This window comes from Xylophilus sp. (assembly GCA_009914555.1).
GTDB lineage: Bacteria > Pseudomonadota > Gammaproteobacteria > Burkholderiales > Burkholderiaceae_C > WNDY01.
In genome coordinates, this window is record WNDY01000006.1 from 68,969 (window position 1) to 94,571 (window position 25,603).

The following is a 25,603-nucleotide window of genomic DNA, read 5'->3' on the forward strand; positions in this document are numbered from 1 at the left end:
CCCCGCTAGAAAGAGAAGTCCTTGAAGACGTCCGGCATCTCGCCCTGCATGGCCTCGGCCTCCTGCTGGTCGTAGGTGGCCTTGTCCCAGAGCTCGAAATGGCTGCCCATGCCCAGGAGCACGGCGTCCCTGGCGATGCCGGCGGCGCTGCGCAGTTCGGGCGAGATGAGCACGCGGCCGGAGCCATCCATCTCCACGTCCATCGCGTTGCCCAGGAAGATGCGCTTCCACCACTGGGCGTTCATCGGCAGCCTGGCCACGCTCTCGCGGAACTTCTCCCATTCGGGGCGGGGAAAAACCATCAAGCACCCATGAGGGTGCTTGGTGATGGTGAGGGCTCCGGCGGCCGTGGCGCTGAGGACGTCACGATGCCGGGTCGGCACCGATAGCCGCCCCTTTGCATCCAGACTCAGCGATGAAGCCCCTTGAAACACTGCAAAAACCCCGGTTCGCCCAAAACGCTTCCGACTGCGCATGGGATGGGCACTTTTTGCCACTTCATCCCACTTTTTTGCACTGTAGCAGGAAACGCGACCGCCGCAAGGGGGCCTGCAGGAAAGTTTTGCAATGAAATCAATGACTTAGCTGTTCATCTGAAATGCCCGCTTACGCAAAAGCATTCCAGGTGAACGACTTAGCCGAAGCTCTTCAATAAGTTTGTGAAGGAACTCGGCCTTGCCTACAAGATGTAACGCGACCAGTCCTCGTCGCGGCTGCGCTCGGTGATGCGCGCATCCACATAGGCTTCGTCCACGGTCACGGTGGTGCCGGCCAGTTTGGCGGCATCGAAGCTGACCTCGTCGAGCAGGCGCTCCATCACGGTGGAGAGCCGGCGCGCGCCGATGTTCTCGGTGCGTTCATTCACGTCGTGCGCCACCTCGGCGATGCGGGAAATACCCCCGGGGGTGAACTCCACCGTCACCCCCTCGGTGCCGAGCAGCGCCTGGTACTGCCTGACCAGGGAGGCGTGGGTCTGCGTGAGGATGGCCTCGAAGTCCTGCACCGACAGCGACTCCAGCTCGACGCGGATCGGGAAGCGCCCCTGCAGTTCGGGGATCAGGTCGCTCGGCTTGCTCAGGTGGAAGGCGCCCGAGGCGATGAACAGGATGTGGTCGGTCTTGACCATGCCGTACTTGGTGGTCACGGTCGTGCCTTCGACCAGCGGCAGCAGGTCGCGCTGCACACCCTGGCGCGAGACCTCGCCGGCGCCCGATCCGCCTTCCTGGCGCGAGGCGACCTTGTCGATCTCGTCGATGAAGACGATGCCGTTCTGCTCGGCATTGGCGAGCGCCAGCGTGCGGATCTCGTCCTCGTTGACCAGCTTGCCGGCCTCCTCGTCGACCAGCAGCCGGAGCGCCTCGCCGATGCGCAGCCTGCGTGTCTTGCGGCGGCCCTGACCCATCTGGCCGAACAGATCGCGCAGCTGCTCGGTCATGCCTTCCATGCCCTGCGGCCCCAGGATCTCGACCGGCGCGCGCGGCTCGGCCAGGTCGATCTCGATCTCCTTGTCGTCGAGCTGGCCCTCGCGCAGCTTCTTGCGGAAGGCCTGGCGGGCGGCATTGTCGGCCGGCGCGTCGGTGCCGCGGGCCGGCGGGATCAGCACGTCGAGGATGCGGTCCTCGGCGGCGTCCTCGGCGCGCACGCGCAGCTTGGCCCGCTCGGACTCGCGCAGCTGCTTGACGGCGACCTCGACCAGGTCGCGGACGATCGAATCGACGTCCTTGCCGACGTAGCCGACCTCGGTGAACTTGGTCGCCTCGACCTTGATGAACGGCGCGTCGGCCAGCCGCGCGAGGCGGCGGGCGATCTCGGTCTTGCCGACGCCGGTGGGGCCAATCATCAGAATGTTCTTCGGCGTGATCTCGTGGCGCAGCTTCTCGTCGACCTTCTGGCGGCGCCAGCGGTTGCGCAGCGCGATCGCGACGGCGCGCTTGGCCTGGGCCTGGCCGACGATGTGGTGGTCGAGCTCGGAGACGATCTCCTGGGGGGTCATGGAGGCAGACATCAGTCGAGGCTTTCGATCGTGTGGTGCATGTTGGTGTAGATGCAGAGCTCGCCGGCGATCTCCAGCGACTTCTTGACGATGTCGCGCGCCGGCAGCGCGGTGTGGTCGAGCAGCGCCTTGGCGGCGGACTGCGCATAGGCGCCGCCGGAGCCGATGGCGATCACGCCGTGCTCGGGCTCCAGCACGTCGCCGTTGCCGGTGATGATCAGCGAGGCGTCGCGGTCGGCCACGGCGAGCATGGCTTCGAGCCGGCGCAGCACGCGGTCGGTGCGCCAGTCCTTGGTCAGCTCGATGGCCGCGCGCACGAGGTGGCCCTGGTGCTTGTCGAGCTTGGCCTCGAATCGCTCGAACAGGGTGAAGGCGTCGGCCGTGGCGCCGGCGAAGCCCGCGAGGACCTTGCCGTGGTGCAGCCGGCGGACCTTGCGGGCCGAGCCCTTGACGACGATGTTGCCCAGCGTGACCTGGCCGTCGCCGCCGATGGCGACCTGCACGCCGTCGGCCGTCTGGCGGCGCACGCTGACGATGGTGGTTCCGTGATATTGCTCCATAGCTGCCGGAGGTGGGGGCGGCGCCACGCATTGCAACCGCCTCGCAGCCCAAAGCGGGGAAACATACTCCCCCAGTAGCACCCCTGAAGCACCCGGCCGTCGCCCGCCAGGGGCATATACCCCCGGGGCTAGTCCTTCCGCACCTGGATCAGCGCGTGCTCGTTGATGCCGATCACGTTGAAGAACACCGCGACCAGCCGCTGCACCTGGGCGAACTGGAGGCGCCGGCCTTCGGCCTCGTGGGCGGCGGCCCAGTTGAGGATGGTGCCGGCGGCGGTGAAGTCGACCCGGGCCAGCCGGCCGCAGTCCACCCGCCAGCCGCCGTGCGGGGCGAGCGCCGCATCCACCGGCGCCAGCGCCGCGCCGGCATCGCCGACCAGGTGGCCGCTGAGTGCCGGCACCGGCCCGGCCGGGCCGGTCTGTGCGGCCGGCGCGCCCAGCAGGTCGATGTCCCCGGTGCCGCTGGGCACGAAGTCGGCCGGCAGCGTGCTCACCCCATCCAGCGCCAGGTGGTCGGACTGCTGGAAACGGCAGCGCGGCGGCTGCCAGGGCGGCGGCGAGACTTCGTAGGTGATGCAGTAGTCGAGCGCAGCCAGGTCGAAGGCCTCCGGCTGCGCGAGCAGGCGCAGCAGTTCCAGCCGCAGCCGCCACCAGCCGGCATCGACGCTGCGGTCGTGCGATAGCGTGCGGTCGCGCAGCAGCGACTCCAGCCGCGCCGCGCCCTGGAAGCGCAGGTCCAGGCCCGGAGTGTCGAGCCAGCGGACGAACACGCGCACCAGCGGCGCCAGCGCCGCCGGGTCGATGGCGGCGAGCGCCTCCCAGTTCAGCTGCACCGGGCCGCCGGCCGTGGGCGCAGCATCGAGCGCGGCGGCCGCCTGCCCGGTGAGCAGCGGCGGCGCCACCCAGCCGAAGCCGGCCGGCGGCGCCGACGCCCCGGGCTCCGGCGCCTCGCCGAGCAGGTCGGGCAGTGAGAACCACAGCGGCGCGGAGCGGTCGAACCGCGCCGCATAGTCGAGGGCGGCGTTCTCGAAGGATTCCTGCCAACCGGCGGCGCGGTAGAGGTCGAACAGCACCAGCCAGGCCTCGGCCTGCCCGTCGCCCTGGCGTTGGTCGCACACGGCCAGCAGGCTGGCCTCGGCGCTGCGAAAGTCGCCGTTGGCGAAGAAGATGGCCGCGTCCTCGAACTCGGGGTCGTGGCGGAAGCCCTCGGGCTGCGGCGGCGGCAGGGCGTTGAGCGCGGTGTCGCGCAGGTTCGGCGCGAATCCCGACGGACCGCCGGTCAGGAAGAGCGGCGCGGCATCCGACAGGTGCGACGGCGGCGCCCCCCCGGGGACGGTGGAGGCATAGCCGCCGATGTCTCCCATCGCGACGGTGGACAGGCCGGCCGGCGCCGTGGGCGCCAGAGCGGCCGCCGGCTGCGGGGGCTGGGCACCCCCCTCGGCGGCCGGTGCGGCGGCACCCGGTGGCGCGCCCTTGGTGCGCCACCACTGCATCGACATCTGCGCTTCGATCTCGTCGATCTTCTTGAGCGTGACGGCCCGGTCGTCGGTCGGGCGCGAGGCGAGGCTGCTCTGGAAGAAGGAGGGCCGGCCCTCCGCCTCCTGCTCGGTCGGCGGCGCCGCGGCGCCTCAGCTTGCGCAGGTGGTCGAACTCGCGGCGGCGGACGAAGTCGTTGCGCCGCTTGCGCTCGATCATCGCCTTGAGCATCTGGCGGCTGTAGGCGCTGTCGCGCTCGCTCTCGGGCTGGTCGAGTTCGGACCAGTTGACCGTCGGGTTCCTGACGAACCGGACGACCTTGGAGAGCAGGCCGCCCGGCGGCGGCGGGGCCTCTTCCTTGCTCACGGGGCCGGCCGGGGACGGTTCAGTCGCCGAACATCTTCTGCTTGAGCTCGCGGCGCTGCTGCGCTTCGAGCGACAGCGTGGCCGTGGGCCGCGCGATCAGGCGGCCCACGCCGATGGGCTCGCCGGTCTCGTCGCAGTAGCCGTAGTCGCCGGCGTCGATGCGGGCGATCGACTGCTCGATCTTCTTGAGCAGCTTGCGCTCGCGGTCGCGGGTGCGCAGTTCGAGGGCGTGCTCTTCCTCGATCGTGGCGCGGTCGGCCGGATCGGGCACGACGACGGTGTCCTCGCGCAGGTGCTCGGTGGTCTCGCCGGCGTTGTTGAGCATGTCCTCCTTGAGCTGCACGAGCTTGCGGCGGAAGAACGCGAGCTGCTTGTCGTTCATGTACTCGCCGTCGGGCATGGCGAGCACTTCGGCGTCGGTCAGCTCTTCGGCGGACTTGGTCTTCCAGTTGTTCGCCAGCTTCGGATCTTTCTTGGCTGCCGCGAGGGGGGTGGGCACGGTCGAGGTAGTCATGGTCGGTTTATAGCTGGCTTTGGGGGAATCGTGGGTTTCCACGGCCGGGGAGGCTGGCAGGACCTGGCGGCGCTCCGGTGCAGGAGCCGGCGCCGCGGGGGCGGAGCCGCTTTTCTTCGCGGCGGCCGCCGCGCGCGGCGCCTTGGGAGTGCTCGATGAGGCCGTCACTTTGCTGTCTCCTTGCAGGAAGGGGCCCGTACCGTGCGTCGCCTGTGCCTCGTCAGCCGGGCGGCGCCTTCCGCCCGGGGGCGGAATGGATCGGCGCGCGATTGTATAGGCAGTGCCCTGTGTTCACACCTGCTCAGACCAGGCATTGTTCCAGACCCTGCACGAGGATGTCGCGCGGCAGGTCGATGCCGATGAAGACCAGCTTGCTCAGCCGCTCCTCGCCCCCGGCCCAGGCCGGGCCCAGGTCGCTGCCCATGAGTTGGTGCACGCCCTGGAAGATGACCTTGCGGTCGGTGCCCTTCATGAACAGCACGCCCTTGTAGCGCAGCATGCGCGGGCCGTAGATATTGACGATGGCGCCGAGGAAGTCCTCCAGTTTCGCCGGGTCGAACGCGCGCGGCGAGCGGAAGACGAAGCTCTTGACGTCGTCGTCATGGTGATGGTGGTGGCCATGGCCTTCGTGGCCATGATCGTGGTCGTGTTGGTGCGACGGGTGGTCGCAATGCTCGCCGTCATGGTGGTGGTGGTCGTGGCCGTGCTCGTCTTCCTGGAGGAAGTCGGGGTCGATGTCGAGCTTGGCGTTGAGGTTGAAGCCGCGCAGGTCGAACACCTCGGCCAGCGGCACCTCGCCGAAGTGCACGGCCTTGATCGGCGCGCGCGGGTTCATGTGCTTGAGGCGGTGCGTGAGCGCGTTGGTCTCCTCGGCCGTGACCAGGTCGGTCTTGGACAGGAAGATCTGGTCGGCGAAGCCGACCTGGCGGCGCGCCTCCTGGCGGTCGTCGAGCTGCTGCTGGGCATGCTTGGCGTCGACCAGCGTGATGATGGAGTCGATGAGGTAGGTCTCGGCGATCTCCTCGTCCATGAAGAAGGTCTGCACCACCGGACCGGGGTCGGCCAGGCCGGTGGTCTCGATCACGATGCGCTCGAAGTCCAGCAGGTTGCTGCGGCGCTTGGCGGCCAGCAGCTGCAGCGTCTCGCGCAGGTCCTCGCGGATGGTGCAGCAGATGCAGCCGTTGCTCATCTGGAGGATCTGCTCCTTCGACTCGGTGACGAGGATGTCGGTGTCGATGTTCTCCTCGCCGAACTCGTTCTCGATCACGGCGATCTTGCTGCCGTGGCTCTCGGAGAGCACGCGCTTGAGCAGCGTGGTCTTGCCCGAGCCGAGGAAGCCGGTGAGGATGGTGACGGGAATGAGAGACATGGGCGGCTGCCTTGACGTGGCGTCGATGGGCGCCGGCGACGAAAGCGGGCGCGGCCGGCACGGGTGGGGGGGGGGGTGGAATGCGCGAACGCGGGGAAGAACCGCGAATCCGGGGAGTTTAGCGGCGAAATCGCGCCCCGGCATCCGCGCCGCAAGTGGGGTCATTCGCTATCGGATCGATAGCAGCCTGCACCCCTGCCACGCCATTTTTCATGGGGCCGGACACGGTATCCGGCTGCCGGCTGAGCTACATTTCGTATCCACTGCTGCGCCGTCTGCCGCCCGCCCCGGACACTCGATGGAATACCGTCTCACCGCCACGCTGCTGGACACCCTGGGCATCGCCATGTGCGTCTTCGACGCCGGGGACCGCACCGTTTTCTGGAACGAAACCTTCCTGCGCTTCTTCCCCGAGCACGACGGCTTCGTGCACGCGGGCGAGCCCTACGCCGAGAACCTGCGGCGCTTCTACCGCTGCCGCCTGCCGCCCGAGGAGCAGGCCAACATCGAGCGCTACGTGGCCGACGGCGTGTTCCGCCACCGCAACCAGACCCGGCCCTACGTGTTCCAGCACCGCGGCCGCTGGTTCCGCGTCACTTCGGCGCCCGGAGCCGACGGCGGGCGGCTGCGCATCTGGCTGAACCTGTCCACCTCCGAGGTCTGGCAGAACGACGACCGCCCGCCCGAGGCGGTGCTGCGCGACCTGCACGACCCGGCCACCGCCGACATGCTGGAGAACGTGGGCGAAGGTGTCTGCGTGCTCGGGCCGGACGACCGCATCGTCGCGGCCAACGACCGCTTCCTGCGCATGTACGGCCTGCCGCACAAGGAAGCGGCGCTCGGCCGCAGCTTCGCCGAGATCGTTCGCGCGCTGTGGGACGCGCCCGCCGCCGCGGAAGAGCGCACGCAGTTCGCCGACGACGTGCAGGCCGCGCTGGTCGATGGTGCCGCCTTCGTCGGCGCCCCTTTCGTCGTGCCGCTGCCCGGACCGCACTGGATCCGCGTGGCGGTCAACCGCACCGCCGGCGGCCAGAGCTACGCCATCCATGCCGACATCACCGCCACCAAGCGGCAGGAGCAGGAGCTGCGCGAAGCCGAGCGCCACGCCCGCGACCTGGCCGAGCAGCTGCGCGCCGAGACGCGGCGGCTGGAGGCCAGCGAGCACCGGGTGCGCACCACCTTCACCGAATCCGGCATCGCCTCGCTGGTCGCGCAGCCGGACGGTACGCTGGTGGACGCGAACCTGGCGCTGGCGCGCCTGCTGGGCTGCACCGCCGCCGGCCTGGTCGGCCGCAACCTGGCCGACTTCATTCCGGACGAGGCGGCGGCGCGGACCCGCAGCTTCGCCGCGGCGCAGGCGGCGGCCGGCCCGTCGCGCGTCTTCGATGCCGAGGTGGTCTTCCGCCGCGTCGACGGCAGCCACGGCGTGGCCCAGTTCTTCTATGCGCCCGTGCTCGACGGCGAAGGCCGCTGCATGCACCTGGTCGGCCACCTGCTCGACATCACCCAGCGCAAGGCCGACGAGACCGCCAACGCCCGCGCGGTGCAGGTGCTACGGGAGGAGGCCCTGCACGACGGCCTGACCGGGCTGCGCAACCGCCGCAGCATCGAGGCAGAACTCGACGCCCTGGCCACCCGCGGCGGCGCGCATGCGCTGCTGTTCATCGACCTCGATGGCTTCAAGGCCGTCAACGACGCCGCCGGACACGCCGCCGGCGACGACATCCTGCGCCAGGTGGCGCTCACACTGCGCGGCGCCACCCCGGACGGCGGGACGCTGGCCCGGCTGGGCGGCGACGAATTCGTGGTGCTGCTGCGCGACTGCGCCAGGGCGGATGCGGCGGCCGTGGCCGCGGCCATCGTGCGCACCGTCACAGCGCAGCCCTATGCGTTCGAGCGCCGCACCTTCCACGTGGGCGCCAGCGTCGGCGTGCGGGCCTTCCGCACGCCCGCCGCCGCGCCCGGCGTCTTCATGGGCGATGCGGATGCGGCCTGCTACGCGGCCAAGCGGCATGGCCGCGGACGGGTCGAATTCCACGGGGCCTATCCCATACCCCCAGGGTGACCAGCGTAGAGCCTGCCAACTGAGCGCGCCAGCCGAATATACCCCTTCTCAGCGGTTCTACCCCCTGCGCTTGTACCGCCCCTTACCTCCGGCGGGACGGCTGAATTCGGGGCGTGCGACGAAGACCGGCGAAGCGATGTTGGAAACATAAGGCCCGAGCCTCAGCAGGGTCAGGTCCGTCTCCCCTTCGAAGCGCGACGCGCCGAACGACACCGCGTGGCGCACCGCTCCGGTCGTCAGGTGCCCCGCAGACTGATCTGCTGCGTGTCCGAATCGTTGTACTGCGGCGGCGGCGGAGACTGTCCAGACCTCGTTCAAGTCCACTTCGCCGTGCAGCGCATAGCAGGTGTCCCGGATATCGGCAAACGGCCAGGGCTGACAGCCGCACCCGCTCGCCCTGGTAGTCCGGCCCGAGCACGGCCGCGCCCAGTTCCTGGGACTGGCGCTTCACGGCGGTGTCGCCGTTGCGGCAGGTGCCGTTGAAGCGCACGCCGAACTGTCGGTCCTCGCCGAAGCGCCGGCCCAGGTCGATGCCCGCGCCCGGCTGCGACCGCCCGGCATAGCCCGCCGTCACGCCGGTGGCGGGCTCATTCGCCGCGCGCTTGGGGCCTGTCATGACGCGCGCATGAAGGGCGGTAGGCGGTATACCCTGGCTATTTGCGCAGAACGACGAGCCCCTTGAGGTATTCGCCTTCGGGGAATTCCAGCGTTACCGGATGGTCCGGCGCGCCGGCCAGGCGTTCGAGAATGTAGCCGTCCACGCCCGCGTCGGCGCCGGCGGAGGCGACGATCTTGTGGAACAGTTCGGCGCCCACGCCGCCCGAGCACGAGAAGGTGAACAGCACGCCGCCGGGCTCCAGCAGCTGCAGCGCGAGGCGGTTGATGTCCTTGTAGGCCCGCGAGGCACGCTCGACCTGGGCCGTGGTGGGCGCGAACTTCGGCGGATCCAGCACGATGGCGTCGAAGCGCCGTCCTTCCTTGAGGAAGCGGCGCAGCGAGGCGTTGACGTCGGCATCGACGAATTCGGCGCGCGCCGCGTCGCAACCGTTGAGCGCCACATGCACCGCGGCACGCTCCAGCGCCGGGCCGGAGGAGTCGATCGACACGACCTGCTGCGCCCCGCCTGCCAGCGCCGCGACGCTGAAGCCGCCGGTGTAGCTGAAGCAGTTCAACACCCGCTTCAGGCCCAGCCGGCGCACCGTCTCGGCGAAGCGGCCGCGGCTGTCACGCTGGTCGAGGTAGTAGCCGGTCTTGTGGCCTTCGGCCACGTCGAGCGTGAGCTGCCAGCCGTGTTCGCGGATGGTGTGCTCGGTCGCACCGTCGCCGCGCAGCCAGCCGGTGACCTCGGGCAGGCCTTCGAGCTGGCGCACGCTGGCGTCCGAGCGCTCGTAGAGGCGCGCGAGGCCGGTGGCCACGAGCAGCGCATCGGCGATCGGCGCCTTCCAGCGCTCCACGCCGGCGCTGCCGAACTGCGCGACCAGCGTGTCGCCGTAGCGGTCCACCACCAGGCCCGGCAGGCCGTCGGATTCGCCGTGGACCAGGCGGATGCCGTCGCTGTCGATCGCGAGCCGCGTGCGCAGCGCCACGGCACGCTCGATGCGGCGGGCGAAGAAGGCGGCGTCGATGCGTTCCGCTTCGTCGAAGCTCTAGGCGCGCGCGCGGATGCGCGAACTGGGGCTGAACGCGGCCCAGGCCAGGAAGGCGCCTTCGGCCGATTCCACCCGCACCGTCTCGCCGCTGTCGCCGCCGCCCTTGGCGATCGCCGATTCGAAGATCCAGGGATGGCGCCGCAGCAGCGAACGGTCGCGCCCGGGGCGCAGGCGGAGGGTTTTCATGGGGCGCATTGTCGCTGCGCGGCACAGCCTCAACCGGGCGCGGCGCGGTGCCAGTCTTCCAGCCGCAGGCCGGAGATGCCGCCGAAGTCCCTGGTGTTGCGGGTCACGAGCGTGAGGCCCTGGGCGATCGCGATTGCCGCGATCTGGCCGTCGGCGAACGGCAGCGGGTGGCCGCTGCGCTCTCGCTCGGCCCGGATCTCGGCATGGATGCGCGCGGCCGCGCCGTCGTAGGGCACGAGCGGCAGCAGGGCCAGCACGTCGTGCAGATAGCTGCCGATCAGGTCCCTCCGGCGCCCGGCCGGCATGCGCAGCCACCCGTAGCGCAGCTCATGCCAGACCGTTGCGGCCAGGGCGAGCGTTGCCTCGTTGCGCTGCAGCGACCCGATGACGCCGGCATCCGGCACGGGCCGCATGGCTTCAGACCAGACATTGCTGTCGGGCAGCCAGGCCGGCACGCTCACCACCGGAAGTCGCGGCCCGGGTCGGTATCGCGCACACCGTCGAGCCAGTCGGCGTCGTCGCCGCCTTCGGCCAGCGCATCGGCATGGATCGCACGCCAGGCCTCGAGCCGGCTGGCGCCACCGGCGGGCACGCTACGCAGCCGCTCGAACTGCGCGATCGACATCACGACCGCCACCGGCTCGCCGCGGCGGGAGATGAAGGCCGGCTCGTCCAGCTGCTCGACGCGGCGCAGCGTGTCGGCCAGATGCGCGCGGGCCTCGGAGAACGGAATGGTCTGCATGGGGCCTCCGGCAAGAAAAGTACAAGTCAATTGTACATTTCCCGACCCATGGCACCATTACCCCAGGTACGCCTTGCGCACCGCGTCGTTGGCCAGCAGGTTCGCGCCGGTGTCGCTCAGCACGACGCGGCCGGTCTCCAGCACGTAGCCGCGGTCGGCCACGCGCAGCGCCTGGTTGGCGTTCTGCTCCACCAGGAAGATGGTCACACCCTCTTCGCGGATCGCGCGGATGATCTCGAAGATCCTGGCGATGATGAGCGGCGCCAGGCCCAGCGTCGGCTCGTCGAGCAGCAGCAGGCGCGGACGGGTCATCAGCGCGCGGCCGATGGCCAGCATCTGCTGCTCGCCGCCCGACAGGGTGCCGGCGCGCTGGTGGGCGCGCTCGCGCAGCCGCGGGAACAGGCCGAACACGTGGTCGGTGCCGGCCTCGATACCGGCCTTGCTCGCGAAGAAGCCGCCCATCTTGAGGTTGTCCAGCACCGTCATGTCGGCGAACACGCGCCGGCCCTCGGGTGAGAGGGCGATGCCGCCGCGCATGATCTCGTGCGTGGGCGCCCGGGTGATGTCGCGCCCCTCGAACACGATGCGGCCGCCGCTGGCGCGCGGCGTGCCGCAGACGGTCATGAGCAGCGAGGTCTTGCCCGCGCCGTTGGCGCCGATCAGCGTGACGATCTCGCCCTGCTGCACGTCGACCGAGACGCCGTCGAGCGCCTGGATGGCGCCGTAGTGGGTGCTGAGGTTCTGGATCTGGAGCATCAGGCTTCCCCCAGGTAGGCCTTGATGACCCGTTCGTCCGCGCGCACCACGTCCGGCGTGCCGGTGGTGATCGGCCTGCCGTGCTCCATGACGAGCACGCGGTCCGACACGCCCATGACCAAGCCCATGTCGTGCTCGATCAGCAGCACGGCCACGCCGTGCTCGCGGCGCAGGCGGTCGATCAGGCCAGCCAGGTCGCGCTTTTCCTGCGGATTGAGACCCGCGGCCGGCTCGTCGAGCATCAAGAGGCGCGGCTTCGTGATCATGCAGCGCGCGATCTCCAGCCGTCGCTGGTGGCCATAGGCCAGGTTGCCAGCCTCGCGGTTGGCGAACGGCAGCAGGCCCAGGAATTCCAGCCACTGCGCGGCGCGCTCCTGGGCCTGGGATTCGGAGCGGCGGTAGCCCTCGAGGTTCAGCAGCCCCGGCAGCAGCCGGTTCTCGACCTGGGTGTGCTGGGCGACCAGCAGGTTCTCCAGCACCGTGAGGTTCTTGAACAGCCGCACGTTCTGGAAGGTGCGCACCAGGCCGTGGCGCGCCACCTTGTGGCTCGGCAGGCCCGCGATCTGCGCGCCGTCGAACCGCACGTCGCCGGCGGTGGGCCGGTAGAAGCCGCCCACGCAGTTGAACACCGTCGTCTTGCCGGCGCCGTTGGGGCCGATGATGGCGAAGACCTCGTCGCGCAGCACATCGAAGGCCACGCCATCGACGGCCAGCAGGCCGCCAAAGCGCATCGACAGGCCCTGGACCTGAAGCAGGGCAGCCGTCATGAGCGCCCCTCGTCGCGCAGGCTCACGTGCGGCCGCTGCATCGGCAGCAGGCCCTGCGGCCGCCAGACCATCATCAGCACCATCACCAGCCCGAACATCAGCATGCGGTACTCGGCGAACTCGCGCGCCACCTCGGGCAGCACCGTGAGGATGATGGCCGCGAGGATCACGCCGAGCTGCGAGCCCATGCCGCCGAGCACCACGATGGCCAGGATCAGCGCCGACTCGATGAAGGTGAACGACTCCGGCGTGACCGCGCCCTGCCGCGCCGCGAAGAACGCGCCGCCGAAGCCGGCGAACATGGCGCCCAGCGTGAAGGCCGAGAGCTTGATGCGCGTGGGGTTGAGGCCCAGCGAGCGGCAGGCGATCTCGTCCTCGCGCAGCGCCTCCCAGGCGCGGCCGATCGGCATGCGCACCAGTCGGTTCGACACGACCAGCGTGACGATGGCCAGCAGCAGCGCCATCAGGTACAGGTAGACCACCATGTGCTGGTTGCTGAAGTCCAGCCCCAGCAATTCGTGGAAGGTGGTGCCGCCCTCGGTGCTCGGGCGGCGCGCCATCTCCAGGCCCAGCACCGACGGCTTCGGAATGCCCGAGATGCCGTCGGGCCCGCCGGTGAACTCGGTCAGGTTCACCAGCAGCAGCCGGATGATCTCGCCGAAGCCCAGCGTGACGATGGCGAGGTAGTCGCCGCGCAGCCGCAGCACCGGAAAGCCGAGCACGAAGCCGAACAGCGCCGAGGCGGTGCCCGCCACCGGCAGCGCCTGCCAGAACCCCCAGCCGGCCCAGTGGAACAGCAGCGCGTAGGTGTAGGCGCCCACGGCGTAGAAGCCGACGAAGCCCAGGTCCAGCAGGCCGGCGAAGCCGACCACGATGTTGAGCCCCAGGCCCAGCATGATGTAGATCAGCACCAGCGTGGCCACGTCCACCTGGCTGCGCCCGCCGAAGAACGGCCAGGCGACGGCCGCCAGCAGCACGATGGCCAGCGCCGCACGGCGGCCGGCCGAGGGCTTCGACGGCAGGGCCGGCAGCGCGGGCAGCCGCGCCGCCACGCCGGCGAACGGCCGCGCGAGCCACGGCCGCGCCAGCTGCACCGCGAAGACCAGTACCGCGCCCCAGAGCACTGGCAGCCAGTTCGTCGACAGCACCGTGCGCGCGCCCTCGCGCGACAGCGTGAAGCCGAACATCGGCGCCACCACGATCACCGCGAGCAGCGCGGCGATCGATGCATTTCGGAAGTTCTGCGCGAACATCAGACTTTCTCCACCTCGGGCTTGCCCAGCAGCCCGGTCGGGCGCAACAGCAGGATGCCCACCAGCAGGCCGAAGGCCACGATGTCCTTGTACTGCGACGAAAAGTACGCTGCCGCGAAGGTCTCGGCCAGGCCCAGCAGCACGCCGCCGAGCATCGTGCCCGGAATGCTGCCGATGCCGCCGAGCACCGCGGCGGTGAACGCCTTGATGCCGGCGATGAAGCCGATGAACGGATTGAGCTTGCCGATGGTGACCGCGATCAGCACGCCGGCCACGGCCGCGAGCGCGGCGCCGAGCACGAAGGTGAAGGCGATCACGCGGTTCGTGTCGATGCCCAGCAGGTTGGCCATGTGCATGTCCTGCGCGCAGGCGCGCGAGGCCCGGCCCATGCGCGAATGCTTGATGAACAGCGTGAGCGCGACCATCAGCACCACGGTCACGCCGATGATGAGGATGCGCGAATACGCGAGCGTGACCTCGAAGTGCTCGCCGATGTGGAACTGCACCGCGCCCGGGATCAACGCCGGCACGGCCATGTCGCGCGCGCCCTGGCCCAGCGCGACCCAGTTCTGCAAAAAGATCGACATGCCGATGGCCGAGATCAGCGCCACCAGCCGCGGGCTGTTGCGCACCGGCCGGTAGGCGATGCGCTCGACCGTGTAGCCGTAGACGCCGGTGACGGCCACCGCCACGACCAGCATCGCGGCGATGACCAGCGGCACCGGCAGGCCGCCCTGGGTGCCGAGCGCGGTGAGCGTGATGAGCCCGACGTAGGCGCCGATCATGTAGATCTCGCCGTGGGCGAAGTTGATCATGCCGATGATGCCGTAGACCATCGTGTAGCCGATGGCGATCAGCGCATAGATCGCGCCCAGCGACAGGCCGTTGAAGACCTGCTGGACGAGTTGGGGGAGGAGGTCGGACATGCGGAAGGTTCCATGCAAAAGCCCAAAGCCGCGCCGCCCGGATCCTCTCGGATCCGGGCGGCGCGGCGGCAGGCAGGCATTGCTTACTTCGTGGCAGGCGTCTTGCTGCCGTCCTTGTGCCAGTCGAAGACCTGGAAGTCGAACGAATTCAGGTCGCCCTGCCTGTTCCACGAGACCTTGCCGATCGGCGTGTCGAAGCTGTTGGCATGCAGGTATTTGGCGACCTTGGCGGGGTCGGTGCTGCCCGCGCCCTTGATGCCGTCGGCGATCACCTTGACCGCCGAATACGAGGTCAGCTGGAAGGCGCCGCCCGGGTTGCGCTTCTTGTCCTTGAACGCCTTGACGACGGCCGCGTTGGCCGCGTTGCCCGAGAAGTCGGCCGGCAGCGTGACCAGCAGACCCTCGACGGCCGGGCCGGCGATGGCGTTGATGTCGGGGTTGCCCACGCCCTCGGGGCCGAAGAAGCGGGCCTTCACGCCCTGCTCGGCCGCCTGGCGCAGCAGCAGGCCCAGCTCGGGGTGGTAGCCTCCGTAGTAGACGAAATCGACGCCGGCGCTCTTGAGCTTGGTGATGACGGCCGAGTAGTCGCTTTCGCCGGCGTTGATGCCTTCGAACAGCGCGACCGGCACGTTGGCCTTCTGCAGGTCGTTGCGCACCGAGGTGGCGATGCCCTGGCCGTAGGACTGCTTGTCGTGCAGGATCGCGACCTTCTTGGGCTTGACCTTCTCGATGATGAACTTCGCGGCGGCCGGGCCCTGCTGGTCGTCGCGGCCGATGGTGCGGAAGATGAATTCGTAGTGCTTGCCGTCGGTCAGCGCCGGCGAGGTGGCCGAGGGGGTGACGGCGACCACGCCCTCGTTGTTGTATATCGGTGCGGCGGCGATGGAGGCGCCGGAGCACACGCCGCCCACGACGAAGCCGATCTTGTCGTTGACCACGCGGTTGGCCGCGACCGGGCCCTGCTTGGGTTCGCAGCCGTCGTCGATGAAGACCAGTTCGAGCTTCTTGCCACCCACGCCGCCGGCCGCGTTGATCTGCTCGACCGCCGTGCTGGCGCCTTCCTTCACCTGGTCGCCGTACTGCGTCAGCGCACCGGCCAGCGGGCCGACGACGGCGATCCTGATGTTCTGCGCCTGGGCGGCGGCCGGCAGGGCCAGGGCGGTTGCGAGGCCGAGGGCGGCGGCGAGGGCGGTGCGGCGCAATGCCATGTCTGTCTCTCCCGAAATCGATGAGAAAAGGCGCCACATGTCCTGTACCGGCCACGTACCGGCGCCTGCGAAGTGGCAGCAGCATATCGCATTCTCTCGCCCGCGAGAGCCCGGTGCCGCTCCGGGAAATCCCCAGCCGCTTGCGCCATCGCAAGGTGGCCGTCAGCCTGCGGCTACTTCCTGCGGGCCCGTGGATGGGCGGCGTCGTAGATCGTGGCCAGGTGCTGGTAGTCGAGCCGCGTGTAGACCTGGGTCGTGGTGATGTTGGCATGGCCCAGCAGCTCCTGCACCGCGCGCAGGTCGCCGCTGGACTGGAGCAGGTGGCTCGCGAACGAATGGCGCAGCATGTGCGGATGCACCGGCACGGCGAGCCCGGCGCGCGCGCCGCGGCTGCGCAGCCGCTGCCAGACCGACTGCGCGGTGAGCCGCGTGCCGTGGCGGCCGACGAAGAGCGCCGGCTGCGCGGCCAGGTCCGGCCCGCCGGATTCGGCCCGGCGCAGCAGCCAGTGCCGCAGCGCAGCCAGCGCCGGCGCGCCCACCGGCACCGCGCGGCGCTTGCTGCCCTTACCGAACACATGGGCCTCGCCGGCTGCCAGGTCGATCCAGCCCCGGCCGTCGCGCTGCGCCTCGGCGCTCGCGGCCACGTCGAGCGAGACGATCTCGCCCACGCGCAGGCCGCAGCCGTAGAGCAGCTCGACCATCGCCGCGTCGCGCGCTTCGAGCCACGGGTCGTCCTCGGCGTCGCGGAAGTCGGCCAGGCCAACGGCCGCGTCCACCGCCAGCGCCTTGGGCAGCGGCTTGGGCGCCTTGGGCGCGCGCACGCTCTGCACCGGGTTGGCGGCCACCACGCCGGTGCGGCCGAGCCAGGCATAGAAGCCGCGCCAGCCCGAGAGGATCAGCGCGATGCCGCGCGGGCTGCGGCCGGCCGCATGCATCTGCGCGACGGCGCGGCGCACGTGGGCGGTGTGCAGCCGCTCCAGCGGCAGGCCGGCGGCTTCGGCCACGTCGGCGAGGCGGCGCAGGTCGTCGGCATAGAGCGCGACGGTGCGCTCGGCCAGGCGCTTTTCGACGCGCACATACTCCAGGTACTTCTCCGCCAGCGCGGGCAGCACACGCGCGCTGGCGGGTGATACTCCCCGGTCTTCGCCCATCAGCGCAAACGCTGGAGGGCCGCGCTCGCGAGCGCGGCCATGCGTTCGAGGAAGTCGGTGCCGAGGCCGGCGTCGAAGCGCTGCGGGTCGGGCGAGCCGAGCACCAGCAGGCCGAAGGCCGGGCCGGCGCCCGCCGGGTCGTCCCGGGAACTGTCGCGCAGCGGCAGCAGCGCCACCGAGCGCGCGGCCGCGCCGTCGGCCAGCCACTGCAGCGGCTCGAAGCCGAGGTTGGCGCCGACGAACGGCGTGGCCAGCGAGGCGGCGAAGACCTTCACGTCCTCGCTCGCACCCTGGGCGAAGTCGTACTCGCGCCAGCGCTCGGCCACGTCCCACACGCGGAGGGCGGCCTGCGGCACGTCGAAGCGCGTGCGGATGTCCTCGACGATGCGCACCGGCAGCGCCTGCGGCTCGCGCTCGCGCAGCAGCGCGGCGCTCCACTGCTGCACCTTGTCGGCGATGGCGGCGTTCTCGCTGCCGTGGCGCACCATCTCGATGATGCGCTGCTCCAGCGTCTTGATCTTCTCGCGCAGCATCTCGGCCTGGCGTTCCTGCAGGCTCACCGCGCGGTTGCCGTGGGGGCTGGCGATCTGCACGCTGTGCAGCACCTCGGCATGGCGCTCGAAGAAGCCGGCGTTGCTGCTCAGGTAGGCGGCGATGTCGTCCTCGGTGATCGGCGGGATGTGGCTCGGCGTGTCGTCGTTGTTGTGCTGCTGGGTCATAGCGTGTCGGGGAGTTCGATCTGGCCGTGGAACACGGTGACGGCGGGGCCGGTCATGGAGACCCGCGCATCGCCACCGGCCCAGGAAATGGCGAGCAGGCCGCCGCGCGTGTGCACGTCGACCGTGGCGTCGAGCAGGCCGAGGCGGATGCCGGCGGCGACCGCGGCGCAGGCGCCGGTGCCGCAGGCCAGCGTCTCGCCGGCGCCGCGTTCGTACACGCGCAGCCTGACGGTGCGGCGGTCCACGATCTGCAGGAAGCCGGCGTTGACCCGCTTCGGAAAGGCCGGGTGGCGCTCGATGCGCGGGCCGAGCTCGGCCACCAGCGCGGCATCGACGTCGCCCACGATCTGCACCGCATGCGGGTTGCCCATCGACAGCACCACGACCGGCACGGTGGCCGCGCCCAGCGGCAGCGGCCAGCGCTGCCAGTCGCCCTGCGGGCCGGCCGGCTCGGGCGCGAGGCCGGCCGGCTCGAACGGCACGCGCGGCAGGTCGAACACCGGCGCGCCCATGTCCACGGTGACGCGGCCGTCGTCGGTCAGCCGCGGCTCCATCACGCCCGAGAGCGTCTGCACACGCAAGCGCCGCTTGTCCGACAGGCCCTGCTCGCAGACGAAGCGCACGAAGCAGCGCGCGCCGTTGCCGCACTGCTCCACCTCGCCGCCGTCGGCGTTGTGGATCACGTATTCGAAATCGACGCCCGGAGCCGGCGCGGGCCGCACGCTCAGGACCTGGTCGGCGCCGACGCCGAAGTGCCGGTCCGCCAGCCGCCGGTAGTGCGCCGGCGTCAGAGGCAGGCGGCCGCGCGTCTCGTCGAGCACGACGAAATCGTTGCCGGCGCCCTGCATCTTGGTGAATGGGATGAGCATGGCGCGCATTATCCCGTCCGCCTGCCCTCGGCGTCGCGTGCGCGGCGTGCAGACCGCGGCGGCACTGCAGATAATCGTCGCAACGCGTTTCAAGTTGTCGAGCCATGCCGCGCCCCAGCCAGCAACTCCTGCCGCCCCACTCCCCCGCCCCGGCACGCGCCGCCGCCACCGTGGTGCTGCTGCGCGACATGCCCGGCGGCGCCGGGGTGGAGGTGCTGATGACCCGGCGCTCGCACCGGGCGAGCTTCGCACCCAGCGCCTATGTCTTCCCCGGCGGCGGCATCGATGCGAGCGATGCCGACCCGGCCACCCACGCGCTGGCCGACCATCGCGAAGACCAGGACGCGCAGCAGCGCACCCAGGCCATCGCCGCCATCCGCGAGAGCTTCGAGGAACTGGGCGTGCTGCTGGCGCGCGACGCCGACGGCCGCTTTGTCGATGGCGAACGGTTCGCCGGCCTCGACCGCACCGCGCCGCTGGCGCCGCAGATTGCCGGACGCGGCTGGCGGCTGGCGGCCGACGCGGTGTTCGTGCTGGCGCGCTGGCTCACCGGGCTTGACCGGCCGCAGCGCTTCGACGTGCCCTTCCTCGTCGCCCGCATGCCCGAGGGACAGGTGCCGGTGGCCGACGGGTCCGAGCAGTTCGAGCCGGTCTGGGTGCGCCCGGCCGATGCGCTGGCCCGGCATGCGGCCGGCGGCTTCGAGATGATCTTCCCGACGGTGCGCACGCTGCGCTGGCTGCAGGCGCATGCGGCGGTCGATGCCGTGATCGCGGCCTGCGCCGGCGGCCGGCCGCTGTGGACCAGCACGCCGCGCGCCGGCCTGCTCGGCGGCAAGGAAGCCCGCTACATGGAGCACGAGCCGCCCTACGGCGAACTGGTGCTCGCCACGCCCGACGGCCAGGTGCTGCATCCGCTGGACTGGCAGCACGAGCGTCCCGTGCCGCTGCTGAAGAACGTGCAGCGCCTCACCGTGGGCAACCCTGGCGTGATGACCGGCCCGGGCACCAACAGCTACCTCGTGGGCGACGCGGCCTCGGGCTACCTGGCGATCGATCCCGGCCCGCTGGACGAGGTGCACCTGCGGCGTCTGCACGACGCGGCCGGCGGCGACATCCGCTGGATCGTCTGCACCCATTCGCACGCCGACCATTCGCCCGGCGCCGCGCCGCTGGCCGCGCTGGTGGAAAGTGCGGGCCGCCCACGCCCGCCGGTGCTGGGCCTGCCCTCGGCCGACACGGCCCGGCCGGCGAGCTTCTTCCGGCCCGACCGGGCGCTCGCGCACGGCGAGCGCATCGTGCTCGAAGGCGGCGGCCTCACCCACACGCTGGAGGCGCTGCACACGCCGGGCCATGCGGCCAACCACGTGTGCCTGCTGCTGCTGGAGGACGGCCTGCTGTTCAGCGGCGACCACATCTTGAACGGCAGCACCACCGTCATCGACCCGCCGGACGGCGACATGACGGCCTACCTGGCTTCACTCGACCTGCTGGCCGCCGCCTGCGCGCGGCACGGCGTGGAGTTCATCCTGCCGGCCCACGGCTACGTGCTGGGCCCGGCGCCGCAGGCCATCGCCGCGCTCAAGGCCCACCGCCTGCAGCGCGAGGCGAAGATCGCCGCGGCCCTGGAGGCGCTGCCCGACGGCACGGTGGACGACTGGGTCGCCCATGCCTATGCCGATGTGCCCTCGCGCATGTGGCCGGTGGCCGCACGCTCGCTGCTGGCACACGTGCAGCGCATCCGCGCCGGCGCCGTCACTTGAGGGTCACGGTGCCCTTCATCAGGGCCGAGTGGCCGGGGAACGAGCAGAAGAAGGCATAGCTCTCCTTCGGCGCCAGCTTGGCCACCGGCACCGGGACGCTGTCGGACTCGCCGCCGCCGACCAGCTTGGTGTGGGCCACGACGCGGGCGTCGCCGGCCTTGACGTAGTCCTGCGCGGCGCCGGCGGCGATGCCGTCGTTGGCCACGGCCTGCAGGTCGGCCGCCTTGGCGATCAGGACGTTGTGGCCCATCGCCGTCTTGGGCAGCTTGCCGGTGTGCCTGAGGGTGAGCTTGAACTGCTTGCAGCTCTTGTCCACCGCAATGTCCTTGGTGTTGAACTGCATGGCGTCGTTGGCCTCGACCACGGCTTCGCAGGTGGCGGCGAACAGCGGGCCGGCGGCCAAGGCCAGCAGCGAGGCGGTGACAAGGGTGCGCAGGGAGATGGCGGTCGGAAGAGGCATGGTGTCGGTGTCCTTGGAATGCGCCGGTTGGCGTGCATCCATTGCATGGCGCACCCCCGGTTCGCGCCATGACCTGGGTCAAGTCTTCGCCGGCCCTACACTCGGCGGCCCATGACCGACGACGACACCGCCATCCGCCTCGCCAAGCGCGTGGCCGAACTGCTTTGCTGCTCGCGCCGCGAGGCCGAGCTGTACATCGAGGGCGGCTGGGTGCAGGTGGACGGCCGCGTGGTCGAGGAGCCGCCCGCGCGCGTGCGCTCCGGCCAGGCCGTGACCGTGGCGCCCGGCGCCCGGCCGCAGCCGATCCCGCCCGCCACGCTGCTGTGGAACCACCGCGCGGGCGACCCGATCGCGCTGCCGGCCGATGGGCCGCAGGGCGGGCCGCAGCGCGTGCTGCGCCGCCAGCTGGCCGGGCAGGAATGCGTCGCGCCGCTGGAGCGCGCGGCCAGCGGGCTGGTCGTCTTCACGCAGGACCACCGCATCGGCCGCCGGCTGGTGGAGGAAGCGGCCCTCGTCGAGCATGAGTTCAACGCCGAGGTGCGCGGCCGGCCATCGGACGCCGCCCTGCGCGACCTGGCGATGGGCGCGCGGTCGCTGGGCTGCACGGCCTGCAAGGCGAGCGTGAGTTCGCACGGCGACGACGTGTCGGGCCTGCGGCTGGCGGTCAAGGGCTGGTCCGGCGGCCTGCGCGCCGAACGCTGGTTCCGCGATGCCGGATTGCAGCTGCTGGCGCTGCGCCGCATCCGCATCGGCCGCATCCCGCTGGCGGGGCTGGAGCCGGGGCGCTGGCGCTTCCTCGCCGCGCACGAACGGTTCTGAGTTCGTATACCCCCCGGGGATATATTCCAGTGCGCTTGAATGACAAGCGCTCCGAGGTCATACCCCCCGCAAATAAAGTGTGAAGCCCACCGATAAGCCGGATTCTGTGCACCGCGGTTGCCCGCGGCGTGACCGCCATTACTCTGGGCCGGGGGTCGCCCGCCCGGCTCGATGCCACCTACCCGCCGGCTCAGCGGAACCACCTCACAACCGGCCTACTTGGTGTTGCTGCGCGTAGAGATTGCCCGTTTCACCCCGTGCGGGCCGGCCTGCCATACGGGTGGCTATGCGCTGCCCGGCTCGCGCCGGGAACCGGATGGCTTGCGCCATCCCGTCGCCAGCTTGCGCCGGCGGCTCATAGAACACCCGAGGGGGCATGGTCCGCGCGGACTCGTCTCTGTTGCTCTGATCCTCACCTCGCGGTGGGCAGCCGTTAGCTGCTACGCTGTCCTGTGCAGTCCGGACGTTCCTCCAGTGCGGCCTTTCGGCTGATGCACCAGCGGCGGTCTGGCGTGCTTCACGGGTGGGATTATCGCCGGCTGCGGCCTCTACCGGGCCGTCATCGAGAAGATGTTGTAGGCGATGATGCCGAGCGCGCCGAGGATGCCGAGCATCATCAGCGCAGGGCCCCAGGCGTATTCGCGGGCGGTGAAGCCGACCAGCAGCAGCATGGTGCTGCCGGCGAGGATGAGCATGGTGCCTTCGAACAGGGTCATGGCGGGATCGGCGGGGCGGTCAAGGACGAGGCGCCTCAGCCGGCGGCGCCCAGCCGGCTGCTGATGTCCCGGGCCGCGGCGCGCACCGCGGGGGCGAGTTCGCGCAGGCGCGCCTCGTCCGAATAGGCATCGGTGCTGGTGACGCTGATCGCGGCGACGACGGTTCCGCTGGCGTCGCGCACCGGCGCGCCCACGCAGAGGATGCCGGGGATGTTCTCGGCCAGGTCGAGCGCATAGCCCTCGCGCGCGTAGACGGCCATATCGGCGAGCCACGGATCCAGCGCGATGGAAGATGCGCGGCCCAGGCTCGCGCGCTCGGCCTCGTAGCGCGCACGCCACGCGGGGGCGCCTTCGTCGAGGATCAGCGCCTTGCCCACGCTGGTGGAGCACACCGGCTTGCGCCCGCCGATGCGGGTGCTGACCTCGATCGGCCGCTGCCCGCCGATCTTGTCGAGATAGACGACGGCGTCGCCGTCGAGCACGGCGAGATGGACGGTGTCGAGCGTGCGGGCCGCCAGCGCTTGCAGGTCTGCGCGGGCGACGGTCGTCACCGCCGATTCGCGGTAGGCCAGGAAGCCCAGCTCCATGAGCCGGCTGCCCAGCCGGTAGCCCTTGCGCGGCTCGAACTGCAGGTAGCGGATCTGCACCAGTGCCGAGGCGAGCCGGTGCGTGGTGCTGAAGGTGACGCCCGTGCGCTCGGAGATCTCGCGCACCGTGCGGCAGCCCTCGGCCACGGCGCTCACGACGTCGAGGCCGCGAAAGAGGGTCTGGCTGGCAATCTGGCGGGCGGGCGTGTCGGAGGACGGCTGCGGCATGGGTGGCGGGCTGTCGGGCCGCCCGGCCGGGAGGCCCGCCGCGCTTCAGGCGTCGAGGCTCTGGCCGGTGCGATCCTGCGTGAAGGCAATGGCGATCAGGGAGACGAGGCTGCAGCCGATGATGAACAGGCCCACCGGCAGGTAGCTGCCATGATAGCGGGTGAGCAGCGCGGTCGCGATCAGCGGCAGCGGCCCGCCGACCAGCGCAGCCCCCACCTGGTAGCCGAGCGACACACCGGTGTAGCGCACGTCCGCCGGAAAGCTTTCGGCGAAGAAGGTGCCGAGCACCGAACCGTAGGTGGCCCACACGATCGAGAAGCCGACCACCGCAGCCACGGTGGCCAGCGCGAGCGACCCCTGGTTGAGCAGCCAGAAGTACGGGAGTATGTAGACCGCCATCGCCACGGTGCCCCAGGCGAACACCTTGCGCCGGCCGATGCGGTCGGACAGCGCGCCAAAGAACAGCATCACCGGCACGGCCAGCAACGCCGCCAGAAGCACCACGTTGAGCACATCGACCCGCTTGTAGCCCAGTCCTACCAGATAGGAGATGGTGAAGGTGGCGAACAGGAAGAAGGTGGACGTCTCGACGAACTTGGCACCGATCACGATGAGCACGGCGCGGCGATGCCTGGTGAGCGTTTCGAGCAGCGGCACCTTCCTGGAAGTGCCGGTGCGCGCGATGCGCCGGAACGACGGGGTCTCGTCCACACGGTTGCGGATCCACATGCCGATGAGAACCAGCACGATCGACAGCACGAACGGAATGCGCCAGCCGTAGGAGAGGAAGGCTTCCTCGGAGAAAAAGATGCTGAGACCCGAAGTCGCCAGGTTGCCCAGCGCCAGGCCGAACAGCGCGCCCGTCTGCGGCACCGCGCCGTAGAAGCCGCGGCGCTGCGGCGGCGAATACTCGACCGCGAGCAGCACGCCACCACCCCATTCGCCGCCCAGCGCCAGCCCCTGCAGCAGGCGCAACACGGTGAGCAGGATGGGTGCCCATGCGCCGATCGTTTCGTAAGTCGGCGTCAGGCCGATGAGCACGGTCGACAGACCCATGATCGACAGCGTGATCACCAGGGTCTTCTTGCGGCCCACACGGTCGCCTATGTGTGAGAAGACGATGCCGCCGATCGGCCGGATCAGAAAGGCCAGCGCGAACGAGGCCAGCGCCAGCAACTGGCTGGTGACCGGGTCGGCGGACGGGAAGAAGAGCCGACCGAAGACGATGGCCGACATGGTTCCGTAGAGGAAGTAGTCGTACCACTCGATGGTGCTGCCGATGGCGCTGCCCCAGAGGGCGCGGCGCCGGTCTGCATCGCTGATGAGTTGGTGGCCGGCTGCGGCGGCGGCGGATGCGATGGCTGCCATGACGTCTTTTTCTTGGTGGTGATGCTTGAGGGGCATGGCGTCGGCCCGGCGGGCCGGCGCCGCTGTCAGGCGCGCGCGGGCGACCGGGACTGGAGAAGATCGAGCGCCACGTCGACGATCATGTCCTCCTGGCCACCCACCATCTTGCGCCGGCCCAGTTCGACGAGGATGTCGACCGTCTTGATGCCGTAGCGGCGCGAGGCGGCCTCCGCATGGCGCAGGAAGCTGCTGTAGACGCCCGCATAGCCCAGCGCGAGCGTCTCGCGGTCCACCCGCACCGGCCGGTCCTGCAGCGGGCGCACGATGTCGTCGGCGGCGTCCATGAGCTTGTAGAGGTCGGTGCCGTGGTTCCAGCCCAGCCGCTCGGCCGCGGCGATGAAGACCTCCAGCGGCGCGTTGCCCGCGCCCGCGCCCATGCCGGCGAGGCTGGCGTCCACGCGGTCGCAGCCCTCCTCCACCGCGACGATGGAGTTGGCCACGCCCAGGCTGAGGTTGTGGTGGGCGTGCATGCCTGTCTGCGTCGCCGGGTCGAGCACGTCCTTGAGCGCGCGAAAGCGCTCGCGCACGTCCTGCATGCCCAGGGCGCCTCCGGAGTCGACGACGTAGATCGTGGTGGCGCCATAGCTTTCCATCTTCCTGGCTTCCACGGCGAGGTTCTGCGGCGTGGTCAGGTGGCTCATCATGAGGAAGCCCACGGTGTCCATGCCGAGCTTGCGCGCGTATTCGATGTGCTGGCGCGAGACGTCGGCCTCGGTGCAGTGCGTGGCCACGCGCACGATGCGCGCGCCGGCGTCGTAGGCAGCCCTGAGGTCGTGCACGGTGCCGATGCCCGGCAGCAGCAGCGTGGCGATCTGCGCGTGCTTCACCACGCTGGCCACGGCCTCGATCCATTCGAGGTCGGTGTGCGCGCCGAAGCCGTAGTTGAAGCTGCTGCCCTGCAGGCCGTCGCCGTGCGCGACCTCGATCGAATCGACCCGGGCCTCGTCGAGCGCCTGCGCGATGCGGCGGACCTGTTCGACCGAGTACTGGTGGCGGATCGCGTGGCTGCCGTCGCGCAGCGTCACGTCGGAGATGTAGATTTTCTTGCTCGTCATGG

At 70.4% G+C, this 25,603-nt stretch carries 25 protein-coding genes, 1 other RNA gene and 1 pseudogene; 4 read left to right on the top strand and 23 right to left on the bottom strand.

The window, feature by feature from the left end; all coding sequences use genetic code 11:
* Nucleotides 1-5: 5 nt before the first annotated feature.
* From mraZ to GAK38_RS05390, 4 genes are all read right to left on the bottom strand, one after another.
* Complete coding sequence (mraZ, locus tag GAK38_RS05375) at nucleotides 6-434, bottom strand: division/cell wall cluster transcriptional repressor MraZ (protein ID WP_325342186.1); 429 nt, start codon at nucleotides 432-434, stop codon at nucleotides 6-8.
* A 245-nt stretch (nucleotides 435-679) separates the two neighbouring features.
* Nucleotides 680-2,005 (bottom strand): ATP-dependent protease ATPase subunit HslU, encoded by a 1,326-nt coding sequence (gene hslU / locus GAK38_RS05380; RefSeq protein WP_325342091.1) that lies wholly within the window; start codon nucleotides 2,003-2,005, stop codon nucleotides 680-682.
* On the bottom strand, nucleotides 2,005-2,553 hold the full coding sequence (hslV, locus tag GAK38_RS05385) for an ATP-dependent protease subunit HslV (protein ID WP_325342092.1): 549 nt from the start codon (nucleotides 2,551-2,553) through the stop codon (nucleotides 2,005-2,007). The genes hslU and hslV overlap by 1 nt, the downstream gene beginning before the upstream one ends.
* 128 nt (nucleotides 2,554-2,681) lie before the next feature.
* The gene (locus GAK38_RS05390) at nucleotides 2,682-4,052 is read right to left on the bottom strand and encodes an STAS domain-containing protein (RefSeq protein WP_325342094.1); all 1,371 of its coding nucleotides are present in this window, start codon (nucleotides 4,050-4,052) and stop codon (nucleotides 2,682-2,684) included.
* Between GAK38_RS05390 and GAK38_RS05395 the strand changes: the two genes are divergently transcribed.
* The gene (locus GAK38_RS05395) at nucleotides 4,027-4,440 is read left to right on the top strand and encodes a hypothetical protein (RefSeq protein WP_325342096.1); all 414 of its coding nucleotides are present in this window, start codon (nucleotides 4,027-4,029) and stop codon (nucleotides 4,438-4,440) included. The genes GAK38_RS05390 and GAK38_RS05395 overlap by 26 nt on opposite strands.
* On the opposite strand, the gene dksA is transcribed toward GAK38_RS05395, so the two are convergent.
* The gene (gene dksA / locus GAK38_RS05400; RefSeq protein ID WP_443089159.1) at nucleotides 4,415-5,179 is read right to left on the bottom strand and encodes an RNA polymerase-binding protein DksA; all 765 of its coding nucleotides are present in this window, start codon (nucleotides 5,177-5,179) and stop codon (nucleotides 4,415-4,417) included. The genes GAK38_RS05395 and dksA overlap by 26 nt on opposite strands.
* A gap of 31 nt (nucleotides 5,180-5,210) precedes the next feature.
* Complete coding sequence (locus tag GAK38_RS05405) at nucleotides 5,211-6,278, bottom strand: CobW family GTP-binding protein (protein ID WP_325342097.1); 1,068 nt, start codon at nucleotides 6,276-6,278, stop codon at nucleotides 5,211-5,213.
* Between the two features lie 298 nt (nucleotides 6,279-6,576).
* On the opposite strand from GAK38_RS05405, the gene GAK38_RS05410 reads away from it, so the two are divergent.
* Entirely contained in the window at nucleotides 6,577-8,343 is a 1,767-nt protein-coding gene (locus tag GAK38_RS05410) for a diguanylate cyclase domain-containing protein (RefSeq protein ID WP_325342099.1), read from the top strand.
* Between the two features lie 653 nt (nucleotides 8,344-8,996).
* Here GAK38_RS05410 and GAK38_RS05415 read toward each other — a convergent pair.
* From GAK38_RS05415 to dapF, 11 genes and pseudogenes are all read right to left on the bottom strand, one after another.
* Nucleotides 8,997-10,178: pseudogene (locus GAK38_RS05415) on the bottom strand (class I SAM-dependent rRNA methyltransferase).
* Nucleotides 10,179-10,207: 29 nt separating this feature from the next.
* On the bottom strand, nucleotides 10,208-10,639 hold the full coding sequence (locus GAK38_RS05420; protein ID WP_325342101.1) for a type II toxin-antitoxin system VapC family toxin: 432 nt from the start codon (nucleotides 10,637-10,639) through the stop codon (nucleotides 10,208-10,210).
* Nucleotides 10,636-10,920, bottom strand: a complete 285-nt coding sequence (locus tag GAK38_RS05425) for a type II toxin-antitoxin system Phd/YefM family antitoxin (RefSeq protein WP_325342103.1) — start codon at nucleotides 10,918-10,920, stop codon at nucleotides 10,636-10,638. The genes GAK38_RS05420 and GAK38_RS05425 overlap by 4 nt, the downstream gene beginning before the upstream one ends.
* Nucleotides 10,921-10,977: 57 nt before the next feature.
* On the bottom strand, nucleotides 10,978-11,676 hold the full coding sequence (locus GAK38_RS05430; protein WP_325342105.1) for an ABC transporter ATP-binding protein: 699 nt from the start codon (nucleotides 11,674-11,676) through the stop codon (nucleotides 10,978-10,980).
* Nucleotides 11,676-12,443 (bottom strand): high-affinity branched-chain amino acid ABC transporter ATP-binding protein LivG, encoded by a 768-nt coding sequence (livG, locus tag GAK38_RS05435; protein WP_325342107.1) that lies wholly within the window; start codon nucleotides 12,441-12,443, stop codon nucleotides 11,676-11,678. The genes GAK38_RS05430 and livG overlap by 1 nt, the downstream gene beginning before the upstream one ends.
* Nucleotides 12,440-13,696 carry a high-affinity branched-chain amino acid ABC transporter permease LivM gene (locus GAK38_RS05440; RefSeq protein ID WP_325342109.1) on the bottom strand — a complete coding sequence of 419 codons (1,257 nt, stop codon included), beginning with the start codon at nucleotides 13,694-13,696 and terminating at the stop codon, nucleotides 12,440-12,442. The genes livG and GAK38_RS05440 overlap by 4 nt, the downstream gene beginning before the upstream one ends.
* A complete protein-coding gene (livH, locus tag GAK38_RS05445) occupies nucleotides 13,696-14,622 on the bottom strand; it encodes a high-affinity branched-chain amino acid ABC transporter permease LivH (protein WP_325342111.1) in 927 nt (308 codons plus the stop codon). Before livH ends, GAK38_RS05440 begins: the two co-directional genes overlap by 1 nt.
* 83 nt (nucleotides 14,623-14,705) lie before the next feature.
* Entirely contained in the window at nucleotides 14,706-15,830 is a 1,125-nt protein-coding gene (locus tag GAK38_RS05450) for a high-affinity branched-chain amino acid ABC transporter substrate-binding protein (RefSeq protein ID WP_325342113.1), read from the bottom strand.
* A gap of 173 nt (nucleotides 15,831-16,003) precedes the next feature.
* Nucleotides 16,004-16,981, bottom strand: a complete 978-nt coding sequence (locus GAK38_RS05455) for a tyrosine-type recombinase/integrase (RefSeq protein ID WP_325342114.1) — start codon at nucleotides 16,979-16,981, stop codon at nucleotides 16,004-16,006.
* Nucleotides 16,981-17,700, bottom strand: a complete 720-nt coding sequence (locus GAK38_RS05460) for a DUF484 family protein (RefSeq protein ID WP_325342115.1) — start codon at nucleotides 17,698-17,700, stop codon at nucleotides 16,981-16,983. Before GAK38_RS05460 ends, GAK38_RS05455 begins: the two co-directional genes overlap by 1 nt.
* On the bottom strand, nucleotides 17,697-18,569 hold the full coding sequence (dapF, locus tag GAK38_RS05465; protein WP_325342117.1) for a diaminopimelate epimerase: 873 nt from the start codon (nucleotides 18,567-18,569) through the stop codon (nucleotides 17,697-17,699). The genes GAK38_RS05460 and dapF overlap by 4 nt, the downstream gene beginning before the upstream one ends.
* Nucleotides 18,570-18,673: 104 nt before the next feature.
* Here dapF and GAK38_RS05470 point away from each other — a divergent pair, with 104 nt between their 5' ends.
* Nucleotides 18,674-20,329 carry an MBL fold metallo-hydrolase gene (locus tag GAK38_RS05470; protein WP_325342119.1) on the top strand — a complete coding sequence of 552 codons (1,656 nt, stop codon included), beginning with the start codon at nucleotides 18,674-18,676 and terminating at the stop codon, nucleotides 20,327-20,329.
* Here GAK38_RS05470 and azu read toward each other — a convergent pair.
* Complete coding sequence (gene azu / locus GAK38_RS05475) at nucleotides 20,322-20,789, bottom strand: azurin (protein WP_325342121.1); 468 nt, start codon at nucleotides 20,787-20,789, stop codon at nucleotides 20,322-20,324. The two genes, GAK38_RS05470 and azu, sit on opposite strands and share 8 nt — an antisense overlap.
* Before the next feature lie 111 nt (nucleotides 20,790-20,900).
* On the opposite strand from azu, the gene GAK38_RS05480 reads away from it, so the two are divergent.
* Nucleotides 20,901-21,608, top strand: a complete 708-nt coding sequence (locus tag GAK38_RS05480) for an RNA pseudouridine synthase (protein ID WP_325342123.1) — start codon at nucleotides 20,901-20,903, stop codon at nucleotides 21,606-21,608.
* A gap of 77 nt (nucleotides 21,609-21,685) precedes the next feature.
* Here GAK38_RS05480 and rnpB read toward each other — a convergent pair.
* The 5 genes from rnpB to dmpG all read right to left on the bottom strand — a co-directional run bounded on the left by rnpB (nucleotide 21,686) and on the right by dmpG (nucleotide 25,601).
* Nucleotides 21,686-22,127: RNase P RNA component class A (gene rnpB, locus GAK38_RS05485), an RNA gene on the bottom strand.
* Between the two features lie 29 nt (nucleotides 22,128-22,156).
* Entirely contained in the window at nucleotides 22,157-22,324 is a 168-nt protein-coding gene (locus GAK38_RS05490; protein WP_325342125.1) for a hypothetical protein, read from the bottom strand.
* 35 nt (nucleotides 22,325-22,359) lie between these two features.
* Nucleotides 22,360-23,139: an IclR family transcriptional regulator gene (locus tag GAK38_RS05495; protein WP_325342127.1), complete on the bottom strand. Its 780-nt coding sequence runs from the start codon at nucleotides 23,137-23,139 to the stop codon at nucleotides 22,360-22,362.
* Between the two features lie 45 nt (nucleotides 23,140-23,184).
* On the bottom strand, nucleotides 23,185-24,507 hold the full coding sequence (locus GAK38_RS05500) for an MFS transporter (RefSeq protein WP_325342128.1): 1,323 nt from the start codon (nucleotides 24,505-24,507) through the stop codon (nucleotides 23,185-23,187).
* A gap of 65 nt (nucleotides 24,508-24,572) precedes the next feature.
* A complete protein-coding gene (gene dmpG / locus GAK38_RS05505; protein WP_325342130.1) occupies nucleotides 24,573-25,601 on the bottom strand; it encodes a 4-hydroxy-2-oxovalerate aldolase in 1,029 nt (342 codons plus the stop codon).
* Between the last annotated feature and the right edge of the window lie 2 nt (nucleotides 25,602-25,603).